Genomic DNA, 24,395 nt, shown 5'->3' on the forward strand with positions numbered 1-24,395 from the left:
GGCGAAACCGTTTTTCGCGATTTCGCCGGCTGGCCCGGAATCTTACTTGGCGTGCAAGCGTGCTTCCGCCGCCTTGGCCGCGGCTTCGGCGGTGATGCCGAAATGCGGATAGAGCTGTTCGATGGTGCCCGAGGCGCCGAAGCCGGTCATGCCGATGAAGATGCCGTCGGAGCCGATCAGATGATCCCAGCCTTGGCGGATACCGGCCTCGATCGCCATCTTGATCGGGGCGTTGCCGATCGTCTTCTTGCGGTAGTCGGCGCTCTGCTGGTCGAACAGCTCGAAGCAAGGCACCGAGACGACGCGCGTGGGATGGCCATGCTTTTCCAGCAGGTCGCGCGCGCCGAGGGCGATCTCGACCTCGGAGCCGGTGGCGAAGATCGTCACCGCCGCCTCGCCGCTGGCGGCAGCCAGTTCGTAAGCGCCTTGGCTGCTCAGGTTCTTCGCAGAGAATTCGGTGCGCACCGTCGGCAGGTTCTGGCGGGTCAGCGCCAGCGTCGACGGCGTCTTTTCCGACTCGAGGGCGATCTGCCAGCATTCGGCGGTTTCCACCGCGTCGGCCGGTCGGAAGACGTTGTGGTTGGGGATGGCGCGCAGTGCGGCCAGGTGCTCGACCGGCTGGTGGGTCGGGCCGTCTTCGCCCAGCCCGATGGAATCATGGGTCATGACGAAGATCGAGCGGATGCCCATCAGCGAGGCCAGCCGCATCGACGGACGGGCATAGTCGGAGAAGCACATGAAGGTGCCGCCATAGGCGATGAGGCCGCCATGCAGCGTCAGGCCGTTGATCGCGGCGGCCATGCCGTGCTCGCGGATGCCGTAGTGGACATAGCGCTGACCGTAGTCGTCGGGCGTGATGTTCTTGGTCTGGCTGGTCTTGGTGTTGTTGGAGCCGGTCAGGTCGGCGGAACCGCCGATGGTCTCCGGAACCGCGCCGTTGATGACTTCCAGCGCCATCTCGGACGATTTGCGGGTGGCGACCTTCGGCTTGTCGGCCGACAGCTTCTTCTTGTAGTCGGCGATGACGGCGTCGAAATTGGACGGCAGCTTGCCGGCGAGGCGGCGCTCGAACTCGGCCTTCAGCTTTGCGTCGGCCTTGGCCAGGCGGCCTTCCCAGTCGGTGCGTGCCTTGACGCCGGCCTTGCCGGCGGTGCGCCAGGCGTCGAGGATGTCGGCCGGAATCTCGAAGGGCGGCGAATCCCAGTTGAAGAACTTGCGTGCGCCGGCGATCTCGTCGGCGCCGAGCGGCGAGCCGTGCGCCTTGTTGGTGCCGGCCTTGGTCGGCGCGCCGAAACCGATGGTCGTCTTGCAGGCGATCATGGTCGGCTTGTCGGAATGGCGGGCGGCTTCGATGGCATAGGCGATCGCTTCCGGATCGGTGCCGTCGATGTGGCTGGCATTCCAGCCGGAGGCCTGGAAGCGGGCGACCTGATCGGTGTTGTCGGACAGCGAGACCGGACCGTCGATCGAAATGTTGTTGTTGTCCCAGAAGACGATCAGCTTGTTGAGCTTGAGGTGGCCGGCAAGCGCGATGGCCTCCTGGGACACACCTTCCATCAGGCAGCCGTCGCCGGCCAGCACATAGGTGTAATGGTCGACGAGGTCATTGCCAAAGGCGGCGTTCATGATGCGCTCGCCGAGCGCGAAGCCGACCGAATTGGCCAGGCCCTGGCCGAGCGGGCCGGTCGTCGTCTCGATGCCGGTGGCGTGACCATATTCCGGGTGCCCGGCGGTCTTCGAGCCCAACTGGCGGAAATGCTTGATCTGGTCGATGGTCATGTCTTCGTAACCGGTCAGATGCAGCAGCGAATAGAGCAGCATCGAGCCATGGCCGGCCGACAGGATGAAGCGGTCACGGTCGGCCCAGTGCGGGGCCTTGGGATCATATTTCAGGAAGCGCGTGAACAGCACCGTGGCGATGTCGGCGCAGCCCATGGGCAGGCCGGGATGGCCGGAATTTGCCTTCTCGACGGCATCCATGGAGAGAAAGCGGATCGCATTGGCCATCCGGTCATGTTGTTCACGCGACGTCATGGTTCCTCCAGAAGTGGGGGTTTGGGGGCTTGGGAGAGCCCTGAAAAGGGTGCGCGACACATAGCAGGCGCGCGCTTTTAGTCAACAAATCGGGTGCACATTTGCCGGCCTTGTGATGCCGGCGGCGGGTCTACATTAGCGTTAGCAGGGGACAGTCGCGAGAGCTTTGTTGACGTTGCCTTCACCCGGTGCCTAATGTTTCCGGGATAACGCGTTCTGAACGCGAACGATTCGGTGATGGGCAGGGCACAGGACGAAGGCCATGACCGGGGAAGCCACACTCAAGGAAGTCATCGCCAGGCTGGGCAAGGCCATCGAGGGGCTGGAAAACGCCGTCGCGGCCAAGCTCGAGCATGAACGCGATTACTCGGAAGCCGAGGCCGAAGTGCAGCGGATGAATGCCGATCGTTCCCGGCTGGCGCAGGAACTCGACAATTCCGAAGCGCGCGCCGAACGTCTGGAAGACGCCAACAAGGAAGTGTCGCGACGGCTGGTGACCGCCATGGAAACCATCCGCGCTGTGTTGGACAGGTAGGGGGCTGGACAGGTAGGCTCATGGCTCAAGTCACGGTTTCCATCGACGGCAAACAATATCGGATGGCCTGCGACGAGGGTCAGGAAGACCATCTGATCGACCTTGCCGAACGTTTCGACCGCTATGTCTCGCATCTGAAGGACTCCTTTGGCGAGATCGGCGACCAGCGGCTGACCGTGATGGCCGGCATCATGGTGATGGACGAACTCTCTGAGCTGCAGAAGCGGGTCAAGGGCATGGAAAGCGAAGTGCTGACCTTGCGCAAGACGCGCGACGATGCGCTGACCAAGGCCGACAAGAACGACAGCGTGCTGACCAACGCGCTTGGCGCGCTGGCACAGCGCATGGAAGACCTGGCAACGTCGCTGGCCGTGAAATCCTAGACTTTACCGGCGCCGGCAGCGAAATTTCTACATTCTCCAACAAAAGGGGAAAATTTTTCGCGCCCGGCGCCACTGCCGGGCGACCTCACCGTTTTGAAGGTCGCCGTGGGAGTGGTAAAAGGGTCGGAGCCCGCCAGCCGGCGGCATTCACAGGGGTAGGGACCATGAGCCTTCGTATCAACGACATTGCGCCGGACTTCAGCGCCGAGACAACGCAAGGGACGATCAAATTCCATGAATGGATTGGTGACGGCTGGGCGATCCTGTTCAGCCATCCGAAGAATTTCACGCCGGTCTGCACGACCGAGCTTGGCACGATGGCCGGGCTGGAAGGCGAGTTCAAGAAGCGCAACGTCAAGATCATCGGCATTTCCGTCGACCCGGTCGCGAGCCATGACAAGTGGCAGGCCGACATCAAGACGGCGACCGGCCATTCGGTGAACTATCCGCTGATCGGCGACAAGGATCTCAAGGTCGCCAAGCTCTACGACATGCTGCCAGGCGGCGCCGGCGAGACATCGGAGGGCCGCACGCCCGCCGACAACGCCACGGTGCGCTCGGTCTATGTCATCGGACCGGACAAGAAGATCAAGCTGGTGCTGACCTACCCGATGACCACGGGCCGCAACTTCGACGAGATCCTGCGGGCGGTCGATTCCATGCAGCTCACCGCCAAGCACCAGGTGGCGACGCCGGCAAACTGGAAGCAGGGCGAGGACGTCATCATCACCGCTGCCGTCTCCAACGAGGATGCGATCAAGCGCTTCGGCGCCTACGAGACCATTTTGCCCTATCTGCGGAAGACCAAGCAGCCATCCGCCTGACCTCAGGCGCTTCGGAACGATTTTTGGCTTTCTCGCCGCTGCGAGCCAAGTGATGCTTGACGGAGGCGTCCGAGTGGAGAAACATGCTCCTCTCGGATGCCGTCAGAGAAAATCATTCCTGCCGGCTAAGAGGTGGTGGGGAAGCCGGAATTGGACGTAGCTTTGGCCAGGCCGCAGGTCAGCGGCTTCTATGACAAGCCGACCGGGGCCATTCAGTATGTCGTTGCCGATCAGGCGACGAAGCGCTGCGCTGTCATCGATCCGGTCCTCGATTTCGATGAGAGATCCGGCGCCACGGCCACGACGAATGCTGACGTCCTGCTCGATTTCATCCGGGAAAACGGGCTGGAGCTGGAGTGGATCCTCGACACCCATCCGCACGCCGACCATTTCTCGGCGGCGCATTACCTGAGAGAGAAGACCGGAGCGCCGACAGCGATCGGCGACAGGGTCGTCGACGTCCAGAAACTGTGGAAGGCGATCTACAACTGGCCGGATTTTCCCGCCGACGGCTCGCAGTGGGACCGGCTGTTTGCGGAAGGCGATATCTTTCGGATCGGCAACCTTCCGGTCAAGGTGCTTTTCTCGCCCGGCCACACGCTCGCCTCGATCACCTATGTCGTCGGTGACGCCGCCTTTATCCACGATACGCTGTTCATGCCCGACAGCGGCACCGCAAGGGCAGACTTTCCCGGTGGCAGCGCGGCGCGGCTGTGGCGTTCGATCCAGGGTATTCTGACGCTATCGGACGAAACGCGGGTGTTCGTCGGCCACGATTACGAGGTCGGCGGCCGCGAGGCGCGTTGGGAGAGCACCGTCGCTGAGCAAAGGGCGAAGAATATCCACCTGGTTGCGGCGCACACAGAAGCCGAGTTCGTCGCCCTGCGCGAGGCCCGTGACAGGACGCTGCCGATGCCGCGGCTGATCCTGCATGCACTGCAGGTCAACATGAATGGCGGGAGGCTGCCGGAACCCGAGGCGAATGGCCGGCGGTACCTGAAGTTCCCGCTGGATGGGCTGTGAGAGGCTTTGCCGGCCCCAGCGCCTTTCAGAACCTGGGTTCCTCGCCCCACGCAGTGGGGAGAGGTGGCTCGGCGTAGCCGAGACGGAGAGGGGAGCGACGTCCCCGAAGCCAAAGCCGGCTCAAGACAGGGCGCATCGTGAAAAGCAGGCTTGGTGAATGAGCAAATCCCAACCGCCGCGCTGCCCCCTCTCCGTCTCGGGCTTCGCCCGAGCCACCTCTCCCCGCTTTGCGGGGGCGAGGAAGCGCCAATCGCGAAAGGCTGAACCCACAAAAAAGGCGGCGCCAGTTTCCTGACGCCGCCGTTATGACCTGTTGCCTTAGCCGGCTTTACGCTGCCGGCTGTGCCTCGATGGTGCGCAGCGCCTGGGTCTGGCGCTTGGCGGCGGCCTTGACCGCATCCTGGACCTTCTCGAAGGCGCGCACCTCGATCTGGCGCACGCGCTCGCGGCTGATGTCGAACTCGGACGACAGCTCTTCCAGCGTCAGCGGCTCCTCGGCGAGGCGACGCGCCTCGAAGATGCGCCGTTCGCGCTCGTTGAGCACGGCAAGAGCGCCCGACAGCATGCCGCGCCGGTTTTCCAGCTCGTCCTGCTCGATCAGCATCTCTTCCTGGCTTTCGTGGTCGTCGACCAGCCAGTCCTGCCATTCGCCGGATTCGCCTTCGCTCGCCCGGATCGGGGCGTTGAGCGAGGCGTCGCCGGACAGGCGGCGGTTCATCGACACCACTTCGGCCTCGGAAACGTTCAGCCTGGTGGCGATCTCGGCGATCTGGTCGGGCTTGAGGTCGCCGTCGTCGAGCGCCTGGATCTTGCCCTTCACCTTACGCAGGTTGAAGAACAGGCGCTTCTGGTTGGCGGTCGTGCCCATCTTGACCAGGCTCCATGAGCGCAGGATGTACTCCTGGATCGAGGCCTTGATCCACCACATGGCGTAGGTCGCGAGGCGGAAGCCGCGCTCGGGTTCGAATTTCTTGACGGCCTGCATCAGGCCGACATTGCCTTCCGAGATCACTTCGCCGATCGGCAGGCCATAGCCGCGATAGCCCATGGCGATCTTGGCGACGAGCCTGAGGTGGCTGGTGACGAGCTTGTGCGCAGCGGAGGTGTCTTCATGCTCGGCGTAACGCTTGGCGAGCATGTACTCTTCCTGCGGCTGCAGCATGGGAAAGCGACGGATTTCTTCCAGGTAGCGGCTGAGGCCGCCTTCGCCGGAAACGATACTGGGTAATGACTGGGCCATGATAGCGCCCCCTCTCTATTGGAGTGATGCCCCCGAAACGCGGCGGGCATGTGACGCGAGCACCAAAAGGCTCGCCCGCGACATCCGATCTTATACAGGAACAAAACCAGAAAAGACAGGCATTTGTTCAACACGAAACAGTGTGTCACGCCAAAGTGAACAATGCCGCTCAGGTTTTTCTATGGCAGGTTCAGAGCTTGCGGAAACCGCCTACGAGTTCCTCCATGTCCCCCGGTATAGGCGCTTCGAACCTCATCGTTAGATGGGTAGTGGGGTGGCGAAATGCAAGGAGCCAGGCATGCAAAGCTTGCCGGGGAAATGCCTTGACCTGACTTTTCAGCGGTTCGGGCAGCCGGTTGGCCTTGGTGCGGAAGGCCTGGCCATAGTCGGGGTCGCCGATCACCGGATGGCCGATATGCGCCATGTGGACACGGATCTGATGGGTGCGGCCGGTCTCCAGCCGGCATTCGACCAGGCTGGCAGTGGCGAATTCCTGTTGGTTCTCGCCGAAGCGCTCCTGCACGGCGAAATGGGTGACCGCATGGCGGGCGTCGTCGCGTCCTTCCGGCACCACGGCACGGCGCACGCGGTCGGCTGCGCGGCCGAGCGGCGCGTCGACCCTTCCGGTCGGCCTCTGCGGTATACCCCAGACCAGCGCCAGATAGGCGCGTTCGAGATCGCCGGTCAGGCCGTGATCGGCGAAGGCTTCGGACAGCGACTTGTGGGCGCGGTCGGTCTTGGCGACCACCATGACGCCGCTGGTCTCCTTGTCGAGGCGGTGGACGATGCCCGGCCGGCGCACGCCGCCGATGCCGGAAAGGCTGTCGCCGCAATGATGGATCAGCGCATTGACCAGCGTGCCGGTCCAGTTGCCGGCGCCGGGGTGAACGACAAGACCAGCCGGCTTGTTGATGACGATCAGGTCGTCATCCTCATAGAGCACATCGAGCGTGATGTTCTCGCCCTGTGGCGTCGCCGGCTCGGGCTCCGGCATGACAACCGACACGCTTTCGCCTGGTGTCATCTTGCGCTTGGTCTCGTCGATCGGCTTGCCGTCGACCGAGACTGCGCCCTGCCGGATCAGCATCTGCACGCGGCTGCGCGACATGTCCGGACCGAGGCTGGCCGCCAGCCACTGGTCGAGGCGCTGACCGGCTGCATTCGCGCCTGCCACCAGCACGGTTGGCGCAGCCTCTATCAATTCGGGGGCCTCTTCGCTATGAGCGCTCATTGAAAAACCGTTCCGGAATGTTTTGCCATGGCCAGCCCAATCGCCGAGGAAGATCAGGAAAAGCCGCTCGGCCCTGAAACCGAAAAGGTGCGCAAGAAGCTCGTCCGCTTCATGGGCATCAATCTCGGCCTGCTGTTCCTTGCCCTTATGGTGGTGATCATCGCCCTTGTCTACAAAGCGCGCAACGCACCGCCTGCCAGCCCGCCATTGGCTGGCGACATCCAGGTGCCTGCCGGTGAGCCGATCAGTGGCGACATCGTTCTGCCGGTCGGCGCCAAGGTGGTCAGCCAGTCGCTTTCCGGCAATCGCCTCTCGATCGACGCCGAGCTTGCCGACGGCAGCCGCACGATCTTCGTCTACGACATTGCCGAGCGCCGCCTGATCGGCCGTTTTGCGATCCGCAACAAATGAGCGGTCGGCAACCATGCAACAAACAAGTCTGTCGCAGAAATGAACAGGCCTGAGGCATGACCGGGTTCGCCGAACATCGCCGTGTCGCGACCGTGGCCCTGGTCGTCGCCAGCTATGACGAGGCGATTGCCTGGTATGTCGAGCGGCTGGGTTTCCTGCTCGTCGAGGATGTCGATCTCGGCGGCGGCAAGCGCTGGGTCACGGTGGCGCCGGCCAAAGGACAAGGCGCCAGGCTGCTGCTGGCCGAAGCTTCCGACGAGGCACAGAGCAAAAGCATCGGCAATCAGACCGGCGGGCGTGTCTTCCTGTTCCTCGAAACCGACGACTTTGCCCGCGACCATGCGGCGATGCTGGAGAAGGGCGTCGAATTCCGCGAGGCGCCGCGCTTCGAGCCCTATGGCACGGTGGCCGTTTTCGCCGATCTGCATGGCAATCTCTGGGACCTGATCGAGCCGAAACGGTAGCACCGGAGCCGACTTTTCCCCGATAAGGGAAAGCGGCAGACCCCCAGTTGCTTTTTCCCAGCGCTCAGCCTATATCGCCGGTTCTTGAACGCGCCCATCGTCTAGCGGTCAGGACACCGCCCTCTCACGGCGGGAACAGGGGTTCGATTCCCCTTGGGCGTACCAGGCTAAATTATTGACTTGGCTGACTTGTGATTTGTTCTGTCCACCGTCTGTGGAACAGCCTGTATTCGCGGCACAAATCATCTCTAATTCTCTAAATTAGCTGGGATTGACGTTCGCGGCTCCCCACGATACCCGTCGAGTGGCCACATTGGGAACAGGTGGCCGGCAATTGTGTGCTCCATCGGTTTTCGATGGGCGTGGGCCAATTGCTGAATGACGACTGCCGGGGGGCGGACGATTTTGCATAAATCATTTCAGGGTGCGCGCGGGGACTTGGCGGCGCTCACCCAATCGAAATTACACTGTCCCGCCGATCGCGGGGGAAACGTCCCGAACAGATCCAGGATTATGCCTTACCGTGCCATGACCTGGCGCGTCAGGCGTGTGCTTGTCAGCACGACCTCGATCGTAACGCTTGGTTTGGGGCTGGCGAGTCCATCGTTCGCTACCGACTGGACCGGCGCCACCTCGACCGACTGGTTCAACGCCGGGAACTGGTCTGGCGGTGTTCCGGCCAGCGGTGCCGACGCGACGATCGACACAGACACTCCGAACGCGACCGTGGTAGGCGCAACTGGCGCCCAAGCACAACATCTCTATGTCGGTTACGGTTTCTCCGGCACCGGCACGCTGACAATCCAGAACGGTGGCACGGTCGGTACCATCGACGGCTTCCTCGGCTACCTTGGCTCGACCGGCACGGTGACGGTCGATGGCGCCGGTTCGTCGTGGACCAATTCCGCCGATCTCTATGTCGGTCACCTCGGCACCGGCGCGCTGACGGTCCAGAACGGCGGCAAGGTCGCAAATTACTTTGGCTTTATTGGTCAGAGTACCGGTTCGACCGGCACGGTGACGGTCGATGGCGCCGGTTCGTCGTGGACCAATTCCGCCGCTCTCCTTGTCGGCAACTCCGGCACCGGCACGCTGACGGTCCGGAACGGCGGCAAGGTCGCAGATGCCACAGGACTTATCGGCTTGGCTCCCGGCAGAACCGGTACCGTGACGGTCGATGGCGCCGGCTCGTCGTGGACCAATTCCGGCGAGCTCGATGTCGGCGACTCCGGCGGCACCGGTGTGCTGACGGTCCAGAACGGTGGCAAGGTCAGTAACACCGACGGCTTCCTCGGTTACGGTGCCGGCTCGACCGGCACGGTGACGGTCGATGGCGCCGGCTCGTTGTGGACCAATTCCGGCAATCTCGAAGTCGGTTATTCCGGCACCGGCACGCTGACAATCCAGAACCGCGGCAAGGTCGAAAATAACGTTGGCTTTATTGGTGAGAATGCCGGTTCGACCGGCACGGTGACGGTCGATGGCGCCGGTTCGTCGTGGACCAATTCCGCCGATCTGTTTGTCGGTTACCTCGGCGCCGGCGCGCTGACGGTCCATAGCGGCGGCACGGTCACAAATAACTTTGGCTTTATTGGTGCGAATGCCGGTTCGACCGGCACGGTGACGGTCGATGGCACCGGATCGTCCTGGACCAACTTCGGCAATCTCAATGTCGGCCATTTAGGCACCGGCACGCTGACCATCCAGAACGGCGGCAAGGTGAGCGACGACACAGGCGGGATCGGCACCTATGCCGGTTCGACCGGCACGGTGACGGTCGCTGGCGCCGACTCGTCGTGGACCAACTCCAGCAATCTCTATATCGGCAACTCCGGCACCGGCACGCTGAACATCCAGAACGGCGGCGTGGTCGCAGGTGTCAACAGCTTCCTCGGCTACGATGCCGGCTCGACCGGCACCGTGACGGTCGATGGCGCCGGTTCGTGGGGGGTCAATTCCGGCGGTTTCGTTGTCGGTTACTCCGGCACCGGCGTGCTGACGGTCCGGAACGGCGGCAAGGTCGCAGATACCATAGGTTTTATCGGCGTGTCTGCCGGCTCAACCGGTACCGTGACGGTCGATGGCACCGGATCGTCCTGGGACCATTTCCTCGATGTCAAAGTCGGTTACTCCGGCGCCGGCACACTGACGATCCAGAACGGCGGCAAGGTCACAAATAACTTTGGCTTTATTGGTGAGAATGCCGGTTCGACCGGCACGGTGACGGTCGATGGCACCGGTTCGTCGTGGACCAATTCCAGGGATCTCTATTTCGGTTACTTCGGCGGCACCGGCACGCTGACCATCCAGAACGGCGGCAAGGTCGCAGATGTCAACGGATCTATCGGCACCCATGCCGGCTCGACCGGCACGGCGACGGTCGATGGCACCGGCTCGGCCTGGACCAATTCCGGCGATCTCTATATCGGCGACTCCGGCACCGGCACGCTGACAATCCAGAACCGCGGCAAGGTCGCAAGTGCTTTTGGCTTTATTGGTGAGAATGCCGGTTCGACCGGCACGGTGACGGTCGATGGCGCCGGTTCGTCGTGGATCAATTCAGGCAATCTCCGTGTCGGCAATTCCGGCACCGGCACGCTAACGATCCAGAACGGCGGCAAGGTGAGCGACGACACAGGCGGGATCGGCACCTATGCCGGCTCGACCGGCACGGTGACCGTCGCTGGCGTCGACTCGTCGTGGATCAACTCCGGCAATCTCACTGTCGGCAACTTCGGCACTGGCACGCTGAATATCCTGGGTGGCGGCGGGGTCGCAGGTGTCAACGGCTTCCTCGGCTACGGTGCCGGCTCGACCGGCACCGTGACGGTCGATGGCGCCGGTTCGTGGTGGAGCAATTCCAGCGGTCTCTATGTCGGTTACTCCGGCACCGGCGCGCTGACGGTCCGGAACGGTGGCAAGGTCGCAGATATCACAGGATTTATCGGCTTGTCTGCCGGCTCAACCGGTACCGTGACGGTCGATGGCGCCGGATCGTCCTGGGACCATTTCGTCGATCTCAAAGTCGGTTACTCGGGCACCGGCACGCTGACGGTCCAGAACGGCGGCAAGGTCGCAGATTACAACGGATTTGTCGGCACCTATGCCGGCGCGACCGGCACCGTGACGGTCGATGGCGCCGGCTCGTCGTGGACCAACTCCCACAATCTCTATGTCGGCAACTCCGGCACCGGCACGCTGACAATCCAGAACGGCGGCAAGGTCAGTAACATCGACGGCATACTCGGCTACGGTGCCGGCTCGACCGGCACGGTGACGGTCGATGGCTCGTCCTGGACCAATTCCGGCAGTCTCTATGTCGGTTACTCCGGCGCCGGCGCGCTGACAATCCAGAACGGTGGCAAGGTCGCAAATGCTTTTGGCCTTATTGGTTGGAATGCCGGTACGACCGGCACGGTGACGGTCGATGGCGCCGGTTCGTCGTGGATAAATTCCGGCGATCTCGATGTCGGCATCTCCGGCACCGGCACGCTGACGATCCAGAACGGCGGCAAGGTCAGTAACATCTACGGCTCCCTCGGCTACAGTGCCGGCTCGACCGGCACCGTGACGGTCGATGGCGCCGGTTCGTCGTGGATCAATTCCGGCAAACTCCGTGTCGGCATCTCCGGCACCGGCACGCTGACCATCCAGAACGGCGGCACCGTGAACGTTGCCGGGTCTACTGTGATCGCCGCCAATGCGGGTTCGACCGGAACGCTGAACATCGGCGCCTCCGCCGGTCAGACGGCGGTTGCGCCGGGCACGCTGAACGCCGCCTCGGTTATGTTCGGGGCCGGCACCGGCAGCATCGTCTTCAACCACACCGCCTCGAACTACGTCTTTGCGCCAGCCATCTCGGGCGCGGGGGCGGTGACGGTGGAGGCCGGCACGACGATCCTGACCGGAGCCTCCAGTGGCTTCACAGGCACGACCACGGTCAAGGGCGGCACGCTCGCCGTCAATGGCGTGCTTGGCGGCACGCTCGACGTTCTGGCCGCGGGTCGCCTGCAGGGCACCGGCACGGTGGGCAACACCACGGTCTCGGGCACGATCGCGCCGGGCAACTCGATCGGCACGCTCAACGTTGCCGGCGACTTCACCTTCGATGCCGGCTCGACCTATGAGGTCGAGGCGAACGCGGCGGGCCAGTCCGACCGGATCAATGCGACCGGCACCGCGACGATCAATGGCGGCACAGTCAAGGTCCTGAATGCGCCCGGCGTCTACGCACTCGGCGCCCATTACACAATTCTGTCGGCCGCCGGCGGCGTGGCGGGTACCTTCGCCAGCCTGACCCAGGCGCCGCCGCTCTCGACGCCCTTCCTGTCCTTCGGCCTGAGCTACGGCCAGTACGCGGCCTACCTAAACGTGCAGCGCAGCGACCTGACGTTCGCCTCGGCCGGGACAACAGCGAACCAGATTGCGACCGGCGGCGGCCTGGACGGCGCGCCGCTGTCGAACCCGCTCGTCGGCGCCGTAGCGCAGCTCGACGCCCTGTCAGCCGCAGCAGCCTTCGACCAGCTCTCGGGCGAGATGCACGCCTCGGCGAAAACGGCGTTGATTGAAGACAGTCGCTTCCTGCGCAATACCGCTGATGACCGCCTGCGCGCAGCCTTCGAGAGTGTCGGCGCGCCGAGCGTGCCGGTGCTGGGTTATGCCGACGGCGAACCCGTGCTTGCGCCCGCCGCCACCGATCGTCTCGCGGTCTGGGGTCAGGGCTTCGGCTCCTGGGGCCACACGGATGGCGACGGCAACGCCGGTCGTCTCAGCCGCTCGACCGGCGGCTTCTTCATCGGCGCCGACGCTCCGGTGTTCGACACCTGGCGCCTCGGCGCTGTCGCGGGCTACAGCCGCACCAACTTCAACGTGAAGGACCGCCATTCCTCGGGCGCGAGCGACAACTATCATCTCGGCCTCTATGGCGGCACCAGCTGGAATGTCTTGGGGGGCGATCTCGCTTTCCGCACCGGCGCCGCTTACACTTGGCACGACATCTCGACGGGCCGTACGGTGGCCTTCCCCGGCTTCTCCGACAGCCTGAAGGGCGACTACAACGCCGGCACTGCGCAGGTCTTCGGCGAACTCGGCTACGGCATGCGCGCCGGCAATGTCGGCTTCGAGCCCTTCGCCAACCTCGCCTATGTGAACCTGCACACCGACGGCTTCACCGAGAAAGGCGGCGCTGCCGCGCTGTCGAGCGCTGGCGCCACGACGGACGCTACCTTCTCGACGCTCGGCCTGCGCGCCTCGACGACGTTCGACCTCGGCGACGTCAGCACCACCGCGAGGGGGACGCTCGGCTGGAAGCATGCCTTCGGCGACGTGACGCCGCTCGCCACCATGGCCTTTGCAGGCGGCGCGCCGTTCACGATCGCGGGTGTGCCAATCACGCGCGATGCAGCCGTGGTCGAGGCGGGTCTCGACCTCGCCATCGCGCCCGGCGCCACGCTCGGCGTCTCTTACGACGGCCAGTTCGCCTCGGGCCTCTCCGACCAGTCCGTCAGGGCGAATTTCAACTGGAAGTTCTGACGGCGAAAGAATCACGAATGCTCGGGCCGGCCGGAGTGCTCCAGAGGAGCAGCGGACCTCTTGCGTCGGAGGCCCGTTGCTCCTCACGACCGTCCAGTCAGAACGCTATGGAGTAAACGCAGTTTTCCGACCCTTGTCGCTTCCGGCGCAACGCCTACCCGTTCGTTGACGCTGCCCGGCGCATGTCCATCGCCTGATTGGCGAGGGTCTGACCCTGCGAACGCCGGCGGCGCCATCGTCATCGTGCTCTCCAATCAACATTGGTCGGCAAGGCGCTTGCCCCAGGCTTCCGCGATCACACCATAGGCTAAGCCGATCACACGGTTCACAATACAACTACAAGCGGTCGATTCCTTCAGGGATGTAGCCACTCAAAAAGCCCGCTGCAGGTCGCTCCTGTGGCGGGTTTTTCATTCATCAGGGACTAAGGCGCGTCGCGTTTGCGGCCCTTGGGCGTACCAAGGATTTTCCACCAGATATGATGCTTGCGCGGCACGGCATGTTGCAGCAAGTTGGCTGCATGAAACAGCTGGCCTTGGCCCTCCTCGTCTGCGTGTCCCTGATTGCCCAATGTGGTCCGTCCTTCTCCAAGGACAGGAAAATCACTGGCACCATTCGCGGTTTCGAATGCGGCGACAATTGCTACCTGACCATCGTCGACCGCAAGAAGGACGAGCAAGTCGGCCTGTGTTCCGCGCCCGAGTGCGAAAGCTGGAACGAGCAGACCGTGATGCCGTCCCGCTACAAGGGAAAACGCGTGACGGTTACAGTCGGGCAAGGGCAGCAGGTCGATGACAGCGGCAACGTCATGGGAGAGATGATGGCGTTCAAGAAAATCAAGTTTCTCGACTAAAGCGCGTCGTGTCGAAGCGGATTCAAGCGACGCGCTTTAGGTCTTTGTTTCTATGCATGTCGTCGTCTCAAAACCGGGGCCACTTTTGAGCGACATGCGTTAGCGCGCCTGGATTGGACGCAATTCGGTTTCGACCGAAGACCGCGAATCTTTCAGATCTCTCCACCAATCTTCCAATCCTGGTCGCATTCGACGGTTCTGGCGCAGCGGGGCCGATTGCATTAGCATCGCGTCATGGATCCTGAGGCACGGCCAGCGGCGCGCAGAACGCCGGGTGCCGGGCAGGACGGGCAGTTGATGCCACGGGGAGGAAGGCCAATGCAGAAGCTGCAATCGCAGGGTGTCCATCACATCACGCTGGTCGGCGCCGGGCGCCAGACCTCGATCGATTTCTGGGAAGGCGTGCTCGGCATGCCGTTCATCTTCGAGCAGCCCAACCTCGACAAGCCCAGGGAAAGCCACCTCTATTTCGATCCGGGTGACGGAAGGCTGATCACCATCTTCACCGACGAAAGCCGCACGCCGGAGAAGCGGCGCACGCCGACCGATCCGGGTTGCGTTCACCACATCGCTTTTTCGGTGTCGCGCGTCACCTTCCTGCAGGCGGTCGCCCGGCTCGACGAGCGCGCCATCAAGCACAGCGGCGTCAAGGATCGCGGCTTCATGGATTCGATCTATTTCGAGGATCCGCTCGGCCTGCTGATCGAACTGGCGTCCTACCGCTTCGAGCCGCCGGCGGGCTTCACCCATGCCGACGTGCTGATGGAAGCGCACAGGCTGCGGGTGGCGCGTGGCGACTACAATATCGCCGAAGTGCATCTCGCCGATGCGATCCAGGCGCTTGTCGAGCGGTCCCGCGCAACCTTGTCGGACGATCGGGCACCGAAGAACCCATACTGAACAAACCACAGGGAGGAACAAGATGGCCAAGACAGCGACGAAGAGTGCGAAGAAACCGGCCGCCAAGGCAGCCGCCAAGCCGGCGGCGAAAGCTGCAGCAAAGCCGGCGGCCAAGGCAGCCGCCAAGCCCGCTGTGAAGGCGAAGACGAAGCCGGCGAAGAAACCGGCCTTGAAGCTCAGCATGCTGAAGCCCAGCGTCAACAACATGACTGTCCGGGTGTTCGCGCGCGCGGCCGGGCTGGACACCGCCGAGACCGATGCCTGGGGCCACACCCGTTCGCCGGAATTCATGGCACGAAACCCCGCCCATTTGACGCCGATGATCGAGGACAAGGGCCTTCCCAGGGGCGTGTTGTGGGAAAGCTGCGCCATCATGCAGTACCTCTCCAACAAGCACGGGCTGGAGAAATTCTATCCCAAGGCGCCGGCCAAGCGGGCGATGATCGACAGCGCCATGTTCTACCTGGTCGGTACGCTCTACCCCTATGTCGCACGCGCCACCTATCCGTTCCTCGGCTTTCCGCAATATGCCGGCGAGGTCGGCCACAGCGACGCCCACCCCGACAAGAAGTCCGAAGCCCAGAAGGCAGCGATGGCCGCGATCGCCGAGCCGCTGGAGGTCTTCCACTCGTTCTTCAGGGACGGCAAGCCGTTCATCGGCGGCAAGAACCCGTCCATCGCCGATATTCGCCTGGCTGCGACGCTCGAATTCCTGGCCGTCATCGACTATGCCTTGCCCAAATGGGCGAAGGACTATGTGGCAGCGGTCGAGAAGAAGCTCGGCAAGGCCTATAGCGAGCCGGCCGGTGACGTGCGCGGCTACATCGCCTATGTGAAGTCGCAGGCCAATGCCTCAGCTTAAGGATTCGTTAACCAAAGCCCTGTCTACTGAAGGCAATTCGCTTTCGGCCGGCGACCACGGATGTACTGGCGCAGAACGTCGTAGCGATAGGAAAGGTCGGCGCGATGCCGGCCTTTTTGCTTTTCGAACGCCATCTCTTTGTTTGACGCAATTCCCAAGGGAAAGCGCTACGCGCTTTTCCCGGGAAAACCGTTTCACACTTTTCCTGGAATTGCCCCATCGCCGAGGCGTGGTCGAACTGCGATCAGGCCTCGTCTGCTCTCGCTTTTTTGGCGTCAACTTTTGCCGAGAGATATTGTCATTGCCGGAGGCGGCCCTACCATCCATTTCGGCGGTCCGGCATGGATTGCAGGTCAGGCGCGAGACGAGGGCTGGCGATGAAAAGCGTTGCGAGGCGGGTTGCGATTGTGGGCGTGATGCTGGCGAGCGCCGTTCATCCTTCAAATGCGGCTGAACTCAACACAATGAACGATGTCGGGGACGCGATCCAGGCATGCTGGACGCCGCCGGCGGACGCCGGAACCGCCAGCGTCACCTTGAGCTTCAGCTTCAAGCGGGACGGCACGCTGATCGGCCCACCGAGGCCGACAGCCATCAAGGTGGATGGCGATGCCAAGGCGAAAAAATCGTTTGTCGATGCCGCGACGGCGGCTTTGCAGAATTGCCTGCCCCTGACCTTCTCAGCGAAGCTGGCGCAGGGGATCGCCGGCAACGTGTTCACGTTGCAATTCGCTTCTCCCAAATAGCCCACGAGCGGCGCAAGCCGCATTGCCAAGATGGGCTCGGCCCGTGCCGCACGGCTCAGTGGTGACTGCGCCTTGCCTCGGCGTGCCGGGCAAGATCGGGCGTCTCGAAGACGTAGTCGTTCCAGGCCGATTCCGGAACCTGGCCGGCCAGATAGCATTCCAGCAACAGGCTTTGCTCGGGGTTGAGAGGCCTTGGTGCGCGCTCGTGATCCAGCCCCAGCGAGTGAAACAGGTTTCTTGTCAGGTCCGAGACAGTGAAGTGGATAGACATCCGCGTTCTCCTCTGACCCTTCAACGCCGAAGACCGGGCAAAGGTTTCAAAAGCACCTGGCGGTAATGGCGGATTGATTCCGGCCCGTCGCGCCGCGGCTGTCGGCGATCGTCGGGCTTGCCGCATTGTTTTGGGGTTCGTCTCAATCTTGAAATAAAAATGTAATATCGAATTTACAGGAGGCGACCTAATACACTAGGTAAAGGTCTCTTCAGGTTGAGAAGCTTGTAGAAATTAGATGTTGCTCATTTAGACAAAGCTTGCCGAAGTCAAGAACTGTAGTTCCAGGTTCTCCGCAATAAGGGCCAAGTCGTCCCGATGACCCGTTTCTGGCCTCCCATGATGATCGCGCTGATATCGCTGGCGGCGGTTTTGTTCGGTACGCTTTCGTCCTACGCGGACAGCTGCGGCGTGATCAGAAGCCAGTTGCTTTCGGCCGGCCGCAGCGGCGGGGCGAGCCCGGAGCTTGCCCAGCTGCGCCGGCAACTTGCCGCCATCCAGACTATCGAGAGACAACGACAATGCACGGCGAAAAGTTCGCTGGGTGGCCTCTTCAACGCTTGCGCCGACCTCGCCAAGAGCCGCACGGATGTGCAGCGCCGGATCGCTGCCGCGGGAAATTCGGGCCGGGACACATCGGGCCTGCAGGCGCGCTTCGTAGCGCTTGGCTGCGCGCCTTCGGCAAAGCAACGGCCGGCGCGCGCCGCGCCTAGCAGCACCCAGTCAGCCGGAGCCACGCTCGGCGGCAATGCGATGCTGTTTTGCGTGCGCCTGTCGGACGGGTATTTCTTCCCGGCGCCAAAGTCGCAATTCGCCGCCAGCGGCGATCTGAAGGAGACGGCAGATCAATGCCGTTACATCTGCGACAATGCCAGCGTCGACCTCTACACGTTGAGCGACGCCAGCCTCGAAACCGACCAGATGGTCGCGCTCGATACGCGCAAGCCCTATACCGAGCTGACGGCGGCCTTCAGATACCGCGATGACGCGAATTTCAAGGCATGCGACGTCAAGCGCTACTACCAGCGGGTCACCGAACTGCGAGCCAGGACGGTGACGCCCGCCGACATGAGCAACGCCATCATTCCGCTGCCGACGGTAAAGCCGGATCTTGGCACCCCGGATTTCGGCACCGTGGCAGCCGTTCCGGTGCCCGATGCCGAAACCCTGGGCGCTGCCCAGCACCAGTCGATCGAGGCCAGCAAGCGGACGGTGCGCGTGGTCGGCCCGGCCTTCTTCCCTGCCGACTGAGCACCATTGGCGGATGACCGGCTGCCGCAAGCCTGTTGCGACCCCGCTGGATCCTGAAATCTGCCTGGAATAGAGAGGCGCTCACGGCGTTGTGATCGACATCAGCCAGGAGAAACGCCATGGCCACGTTCAGGGAAATGCGGGTGCTGGAGATCGTCGAAGACGGCTCGCTGAACACCGAACAGAAAATCGCTGAACTGCGCGAGATTGAATCCGAGGCGCGCGGGCTGCAGCGGGCGGCCTCCGAGAGCCCGATGGGCGACGATGATGGCTGGCAGGACGATCTGCGTCAGGTTCGTCTCGCACTCGACAAACTCGGTGCGAAAGAGCCGAAAAAGGGCGCCGCCTCGCTGTGAAGACCAGTTCACCGAAAGCTATCTGCGGATCATCTCTTGCTTGAGCGTAATCCCTGGACAAACGGTTTCCGTTTGCCCGAGAAAACCGGTTCCCGCTTTTGGGGACCATGCTCTAATCACAGACCATGCGAGCTCTCTTGCCGGGCTCGCTGACGTTCCTGCAGGTAAGCGGGTTGGCCGGTTCGGACAGCGAGGCTGACGGGGGCAGCCTCGTCTGGTGCCGTCTCGGTGCGGCATGAGCGACTTTGCGCTCAGAAAACCGCCTCGGCGGCTGTGGCGCTACCGGAAAGGCGCCGTTTTCGACCTCGGATGGCCCATAGTCGACATTCGGTGGCGGACGATCCCAGATACGCCGGACATCGAGCGGTCTCGGGATGACGACGGTGCCATCATAGCTGCGCGAGCAGCCGCTGCCGAAAAGCAGCGCCACCGCCATGAAAAAAGGCACAATCCGTCCAAGCATCAGCAATACCCCCTGCAGTTGCTTATATAGCGGCTTCGATCCCGCCGACAACCGGGCGGAACAACCCAGGCCGTGCCGGCCGATATGTCTAACCGGCCGTTAAGGTTAGCGGATCGTTAATGCTTCTCGGGCACATTCCGCCGACGAACCGCGGAGGAGGGTTCGGCCTTGGTTTTCGGGGTGGGGACGGCATGGCGGAAGCGGACGAAACAATTGGCGCGCGCGGCAAGCGCGGGCCTCGCAAATCCACAGCGCATGGCTACGATGCATCGTCGCCCGCCGCTTGCATGGATTCGAACGATGCGCTTCGCCAACTCGTCGAAGCCGGTTCGGACTGGGTCTGGGAAACCGACGCCGAACTGCGCTTCTCCTGGCTTTCGCAAAACTACCAGGCAGCCACCGGCATCGATCCGGCAAACGTGCTTGGCCGGTTCCGCTTCGATTTCCTCAATCAGGTCCTGAACGGCGATCGCAGTGGCGCCGCGCATCTGGAGGATCTGCAGGCGCACCGGCCGTTTCGCGATTTCGTCCATGAGCTCAAGGGCGGCAGCGCCGATTGCCGCTGGGTTCTGACATCAGGCTTTCCAAGATTCGACGGCGAGGGACGATTTGCCGGCTATCGCGGCATCGGCCGCAACGTCACGGCACTGGCTTGCGCGTTCCAAACCCCGGGGCAGGGACCCTCGGCGGACGGCGAACCCGACCAGCATCTGGTCGATCTCGAGCGGACGATGGACGCCATGCACATGGGCGTCGTGCTTCTCGACGCCAGGCTCGACACGCTGATCGTCAACAAGGCTTATCGCGACCTCTCCAGGATTCCGGACGGCGCTGTCACCGTCGGCGCTCCGTTCAGCCTGTTGATGGAACTCAATCGCCGCAACGGCATCTATGGCGACATCGACGAACAGCAGTGGCAGCGCTACCTCGCTGCCCGTGTCGACGAGATTCGTGCCGGCTCCATCGCGCCGCGCGAGTTTGTCCATGCCGACGGCAGGACGATGATGTTCTCGGTGACGGCGCTGTCGGGGGGCAAGCGGCTGTTGACCTATTATGAGGTCACCGAGATCAAGCATCGCGATGCCGAGATCGAGAGCGCCAACGCCAAAATCGCCGAGACCTTCGTCAATCTCCGCACCATGGTCGACCAGATGCCGATCGGTGTCCTCGTCCTCGATGCCGATATGCGCGCCGAAGTCATCAACCGTGCCTTCTACGATTTCTGGCAGATCGACGCCCGGCGCGCCGAGATCGGCTGCAGCTTCCGCGATCTTATGGACGCCAGCCGCGACATCGACCCGTATGGTTCCGACGACGCGACATGGCAGCAGCACATCGCCGAGCGTGAGGCGGAAATCAGGGCCGGCACCGCCGGATCGCGTCAGTTCCCCCGCAATGACGGCCGCACGCTGATATCGTCGACGGCGCCGCTGGCCGGCGGCAAGCGGTTGATCTCCTATGTCGATGTCACCGACATGAAGGACCGCGAGGCCGAACTTGCCGAGGCGCTGGAGAAAGCGCGGCTGGCGGAAGCGGTGATCAACGCCGTCAAGGATCCGATCTTCGTCAAGGACGACCATCTGCGCTTCGTCTTCGTCAACGAGGCGTTCGCCGCCCTGTTTGGCCAGACGCCGCAAGCCATGCTCGGCAAGCCCGGCGGCGATTTCCTGACAACGAACCATGCCGCGCTTTTCGAGCAGAGCGAACGGGACGTGCTTGCCACCGGACGCGCTTACGAAGTGGAAGAGAATTTCCAGGCCGATGGCGCCAGCCGCTCGCGCATCGTCAGGAAGAGCCGCGTCGGCATGGCCAGCGGCCGCAACTACGTTGCCGGTTTCCTGTTCGACATTTCCGACATGAAGCGCCGCGAGATGGAGGCCGAGGATGCGCGCATGCATCTCGCCAGCGTTCTGGAATCCTTGCCGGCGGCCGTGATCATCTACGACCGAGACGACCGGTTCGTTTTCGCCAACCGCAAGATCCAGGATACGCTGCCGGCCTTGAAGCCGGCATGGCAGCCGGGGTGTACATTCCGCGAGGCACTCGTTCTGGGCCATGCGAACGGCTATTTCCGCAACAGCGGCGATCCGCAAGTCGATAAGCTCTACGACAGCGACCGTGACCGCTGGCTGGATGCAATCCTCACCCGCTACCGCTTGCCCAATTCCTCCTACGAGCGTCACAACCCCGACGGCCGCTGGTATCAGGTCTACGACATGCGGACCGACGATGGCACCTTCATCGGCGTGCGCGTCGACATCTCCGAGATCAAGAGCCGCGAGGCGGCGTTGCGCGACTCGATGCGCCAGATCGACCTGTTCCGGCATGTGCTGGACGAGTTGCCGGTGGCCGCCTTCATCAAGGCGCAGGACCTGAGCATCGAGTTCGTCAACAAGGCCTGGTGCGCGATCACGGGCTTGGCCAAGGAGGATGTCATCGGCCGCACCGACCGCCAGCTGTTCGGCGCGCAGGACGCCGACGGCTACAGCCATGACGACACGCAAGTCGCCGTGACCGGCGCCGTCAAGGAGATCGAGGAACCCGTCACCCATCGTGACGGCACGGTTCGGCAGTTGATGACGCGCAAGAGCCGCCTGGTGGCGCTGGACGGGTCGGTGCATCTGGTCGGTTCGAGCACTGACATCACCGACGTCAAGGCGCGCGAGCGTGCGCTGGAAGAAAGCATGCGCGAGAACGAGGTGTTCCGCAGCTTGATCGACAATGTGCCGGTGTCGATCTACGCCAAACGCTCCGACCTCAGGCAGTTCTACGTCAACAAGGGCTGGTGCGATCTCACCGGCTTCAGCAAGGAAGAGGCTACCGGCAAGACCGACATCGAGATCTTCGGGCCGGATGGCGAAGCCTTCGTCGAAAGCGACCTTGCGGTGCTGCGCAGCGGTGAAACGCAAGAGGTCGAAGAGACCGTTACGGCGGCCGACGGCAGTGTGCGGCATCAGTTTGCCCGCAAGGGGGCCATGATCGCCTCGGACGGGTCGCTCTACCTGATCGGCTCGACCACCGACATCACCGAACTGAAGACGCGCGAGGCTGAACTGCGCGAAGCGCGGCAGCGCGCCGTGCTCGCCGACCGCGCCAAGTCGGAATTCCTGGCCAATATGAGCCACGAAATCCGCACGCCGATGAACGGCGTGCTCGGCATGGCCGAACTCCTGGCCAAATCGGACCTCGACCCGAAGCAGAAGACGTTCACCGACATCATCGTGAAATCGGGCAACGCGCTGCTCACAATCATCAACGACATCCTCGACTTCTCCAAGATCGATGCTGGTCAGCTGGTGCTCGATCCGGCGCCCTTCAATCTTGCCGAGGCGATCGAGGATGTCGCGACGCTGGTGTCTACACGCGCCAAGGAGAAAGACCTCGAACTCATCGTGCGCGTCGAGCCTCGGCTCGAGAATCTGTTCGTCGGCGATGTCGGCCGCATCAGGCAGATCGTCACCAACCTGCTCGGCAACGCGGTGAAATTCACCGATGAAGGCCATGTGCTGGTCGATGTCACCGGCGAGAGGGTTCCGACCGGAACGAAGCTCACCATCTCGGTCACCGACACCGGCATCGGTATCCCCGAGGAAAAACTGAAACTCGTGTTCGAGAAATTCAGCCAGGTCGACACCTCGTCGACGCGGCGGCACGAGGGAACCGGCCTCGGCCTCGCCATCACCTCGCGGCTGGTCGAGTTGATGGGCGGCGACATCGGTGTCGAGAGCGCCGAGGGTAAGGGCTCGACCTTCTGGTTCTCGGTGACACTGCCGAGGGCCGGACAGCAGAACGGGCAACGCATCATGCCGATCGACGTGACCGGCGCACGCGTGCTGATCGTCGACGACAATGCCGTCAACAGGGCCATCCTGACCGAACAGATGACATCGTGGACGTTCGATTCCTGCGCTGCCGAAAGCGGCGCCGAGGGCCTCAAGGTGCTGATCGCCGCCGCCGCTTATGGCGTGCCCGTCGATTGCGTCGTGCTCGACTACCAGATGCCTGAGATGAGCGGCGCCGAAATGGCTCGGATCGTGCGCAACACCGCTGGCCTTGCCGGAACGCCGATCATCATGCTGACCTCGGTCGACCAGTCGCTCGCCAACACCAGCTATCGCGATCTCGGCATCGATGCCCAGTTGATCAAGCCGGCGCGCTCTTCGGTGCTGCTGGAAACGCTGGTCGCCACCATCCAGCGGCATCGCCACAACACGAGCGGCAGCGACGCGCTGCCGCAAGCGGCCGACGTCGCTGCAAACAATGTTGCGCGGCCACAGCCCTCTGCGCCTTCCGAACAGCGGGCGCTGCTGCAGCCGCCTTCGATTCGCCCCCGGCCGCCCGTGGCGGGTGGCGGCGACAGGCTGGATATCCTGGTGGCCGAGGACAATGAGGTGAACCAGATGGTGTTCACCCAGATCCTCGGTGAGACCGGTTATGGTTTCGAGATCGTCGCCAATGGCCGCAAGGCGCTCGACGCCTTCGGCCGGCTCAATCCGTGCATGATCCTGATGGATGTCTCGATGCCGGAGATGAACGGGCTCGAGGCAACCGCCGCCATTCGCCGGCTTGAGGAAGAAACCGGCACGCATGTGCCGATCGTCGGCGTCACCGCGCATGCGTTGAAGGGCGATCGCGAGCGCTGCCTGGAGGCCGGCATGGACGACTATCTGCCCAAGCCGATCAGTCCCCGGGCCCTGCTCGAGAAGGTCGAGCGCTGGGTCGGCGCCAGCCGCCAGGCTCAGCGCAACGCCGGGTAAGGGATTCTCGTCGCACCCTGTTGGCAAGAAACCATGCGGAGATTCGTGACGCGTCCCGCGCGCAGCGCCATGGTGCGATCGCACCATATCAAACCTGTGCCTGATCGAGACAATGACCACATTCGAATTCCGCTCTTCCCAGTTACGGGCGGGAGCAGCGACCGCCGGCATGAGACAGCGTCAACCTACCCCAACGGACCTGTTTTCGGCGATGGCCCGGCCACGACACCGTCTGGCCGAGAGCAACGCGCTCCCGTCC

The 24,395-nt window shown here is 63.0% G+C and carries 19 protein-coding genes and 1 tRNA gene; 15 read left to right on the top strand and 5 right to left on the bottom strand.

Annotated elements, in window-relative coordinates; all coding sequences use genetic code 11:
• Positions 1-42: 42 nt before the first annotated feature.
• Complete coding sequence (tkt, locus tag HB777_32910) at positions 43-2,034, bottom strand: transketolase (protein ID QND68284.1); 1,992 nt, start codon at positions 2,032-2,034, stop codon at positions 43-45.
• Between the two features lie 262 nt (positions 2,035-2,296).
• Here tkt and HB777_32915 point away from each other — a divergent pair, with 262 nt between their 5' ends.
• From HB777_32915 to HB777_32930, 4 genes are all read left to right on the top strand, one after another.
• Positions 2,297-2,569, top strand: coding sequence for a DUF4164 domain-containing protein (locus HB777_32915; GenBank protein QND68285.1), 273 nt, complete (start codon positions 2,297-2,299; stop codon positions 2,567-2,569).
• 20 nt (positions 2,570-2,589) lie between these two features.
• Positions 2,590-2,952 carry a cell division protein ZapA gene (locus tag HB777_32920; GenBank protein ID QND68286.1) on the top strand — a complete coding sequence of 121 codons (363 nt, stop codon included), beginning with the start codon at positions 2,590-2,592 and terminating at the stop codon, positions 2,950-2,952.
• 164 nt (positions 2,953-3,116) lie between these two features.
• Positions 3,117-3,776 (top strand): peroxiredoxin, encoded by a 660-nt coding sequence (locus HB777_32925; protein ID QND68287.1) that lies wholly within the window; start codon positions 3,117-3,119, stop codon positions 3,774-3,776.
• Between the two features lie 150 nt (positions 3,777-3,926).
• Complete coding sequence (locus HB777_32930) at positions 3,927-4,799, top strand: MBL fold metallo-hydrolase (GenBank protein ID QND68288.1); 873 nt, start codon at positions 3,927-3,929, stop codon at positions 4,797-4,799.
• Between the two features lie 328 nt (positions 4,800-5,127).
• Here the strand turns inward: HB777_32930 and rpoH are convergent, their stop codons facing one another.
• Both rpoH and HB777_32940 read right to left on the bottom strand, forming a co-directional pair.
• Complete coding sequence (rpoH, locus tag HB777_32935; protein ID QND68289.1) at positions 5,128-6,039, bottom strand: RNA polymerase sigma factor RpoH; 912 nt, start codon at positions 6,037-6,039, stop codon at positions 5,128-5,130.
• A gap of 190 nt (positions 6,040-6,229) precedes the next feature.
• Positions 6,230-7,270: an RluA family pseudouridine synthase gene (locus tag HB777_32940; GenBank protein ID QND68290.1), complete on the bottom strand. Its 1,041-nt coding sequence runs from the start codon at positions 7,268-7,270 to the stop codon at positions 6,230-6,232.
• A gap of 27 nt (positions 7,271-7,297) precedes the next feature.
• Between HB777_32940 and HB777_32945 the strand changes: the two genes are divergently transcribed.
• From HB777_32945 to HB777_32980, 8 genes are all read left to right on the top strand, one after another.
• Positions 7,298-7,681, top strand: coding sequence for a fimbrial protein (locus tag HB777_32945; GenBank protein QND68291.1), 384 nt, complete (start codon positions 7,298-7,300; stop codon positions 7,679-7,681).
• A 56-nt stretch (positions 7,682-7,737) separates the two neighbouring features.
• Positions 7,738-8,145, top strand: a complete 408-nt coding sequence (locus HB777_32950; GenBank protein ID QND68292.1) for a VOC family protein — start codon at positions 7,738-7,740, stop codon at positions 8,143-8,145.
• Positions 8,146-8,235: 90 nt separating this feature from the next.
• A tRNA-Glu gene (locus HB777_32955) sits at positions 8,236-8,310 on the top strand.
• Positions 8,311-8,658: 348 nt separating this feature from the next.
• Positions 8,659-13,677: an autotransporter domain-containing protein gene (locus tag HB777_32960; GenBank protein QND68293.1), complete on the top strand. Its 5,019-nt coding sequence runs from the start codon at positions 8,659-8,661 to the stop codon at positions 13,675-13,677.
• A 481-nt stretch (positions 13,678-14,158) separates the two neighbouring features.
• Positions 14,159-14,530: a hypothetical protein gene (locus HB777_32965; GenBank protein QND68988.1), complete on the top strand. Its 372-nt coding sequence runs from the start codon at positions 14,159-14,161 to the stop codon at positions 14,528-14,530.
• 318 nt (positions 14,531-14,848) lie between these two features.
• The gene (locus tag HB777_32970) at positions 14,849-15,430 is read left to right on the top strand and encodes a VOC family protein (GenBank protein QND68294.1); all 582 of its coding nucleotides are present in this window, start codon (positions 14,849-14,851) and stop codon (positions 15,428-15,430) included.
• Positions 15,431-15,452: 22 nt separating this feature from the next.
• A complete protein-coding gene (locus HB777_32975; protein QND68295.1) occupies positions 15,453-16,292 on the top strand; it encodes a glutathione S-transferase family protein in 840 nt (279 codons plus the stop codon).
• A 377-nt stretch (positions 16,293-16,669) separates the two neighbouring features.
• Complete coding sequence (locus tag HB777_32980; GenBank protein ID QND68296.1) at positions 16,670-17,038, top strand: hypothetical protein; 369 nt, start codon at positions 16,670-16,672, stop codon at positions 17,036-17,038.
• 55 nt (positions 17,039-17,093) lie between these two features.
• Here the strand turns inward: HB777_32980 and HB777_32985 are convergent, their stop codons facing one another.
• Positions 17,094-17,309 (bottom strand): hypothetical protein, encoded by a 216-nt coding sequence (locus HB777_32985; protein ID QND68297.1) that lies wholly within the window; start codon positions 17,307-17,309, stop codon positions 17,094-17,096.
• A 318-nt stretch (positions 17,310-17,627) separates the two neighbouring features.
• Here HB777_32985 and HB777_32990 point away from each other — a divergent pair, with 318 nt between their 5' ends.
• Both HB777_32990 and HB777_32995 read left to right on the top strand, forming a co-directional pair.
• Complete coding sequence (locus HB777_32990) at positions 17,628-18,560, top strand: DUF2865 domain-containing protein (protein ID QND68298.1); 933 nt, start codon at positions 17,628-17,630, stop codon at positions 18,558-18,560.
• A 119-nt stretch (positions 18,561-18,679) separates the two neighbouring features.
• Positions 18,680-18,916, top strand: coding sequence for a hypothetical protein (locus HB777_32995; protein QND68299.1), 237 nt, complete (start codon positions 18,680-18,682; stop codon positions 18,914-18,916).
• A 112-nt stretch (positions 18,917-19,028) separates the two neighbouring features.
• On the opposite strand, the gene HB777_33000 is transcribed toward HB777_32995, so the two are convergent.
• Complete coding sequence (locus HB777_33000; GenBank protein QND68300.1) at positions 19,029-19,379, bottom strand: hypothetical protein; 351 nt, start codon at positions 19,377-19,379, stop codon at positions 19,029-19,031.
• Positions 19,380-19,498: 119 nt separating this feature from the next.
• Between HB777_33000 and HB777_33005 the strand changes: the two genes are divergently transcribed.
• Positions 19,499-24,136, top strand: coding sequence for a PAS domain-containing protein (locus HB777_33005; GenBank protein QND68301.1), 4,638 nt, complete (start codon positions 19,499-19,501; stop codon positions 24,134-24,136).
• Positions 24,137-24,395 lie beyond the last annotated feature (259 nt).

The organism is Mesorhizobium loti (assembly GCA_014189435.1).
GTDB classification, from domain to species: Bacteria; Pseudomonadota; Alphaproteobacteria; order Rhizobiales; family Rhizobiaceae; genus Mesorhizobium; species Mesorhizobium loti_G.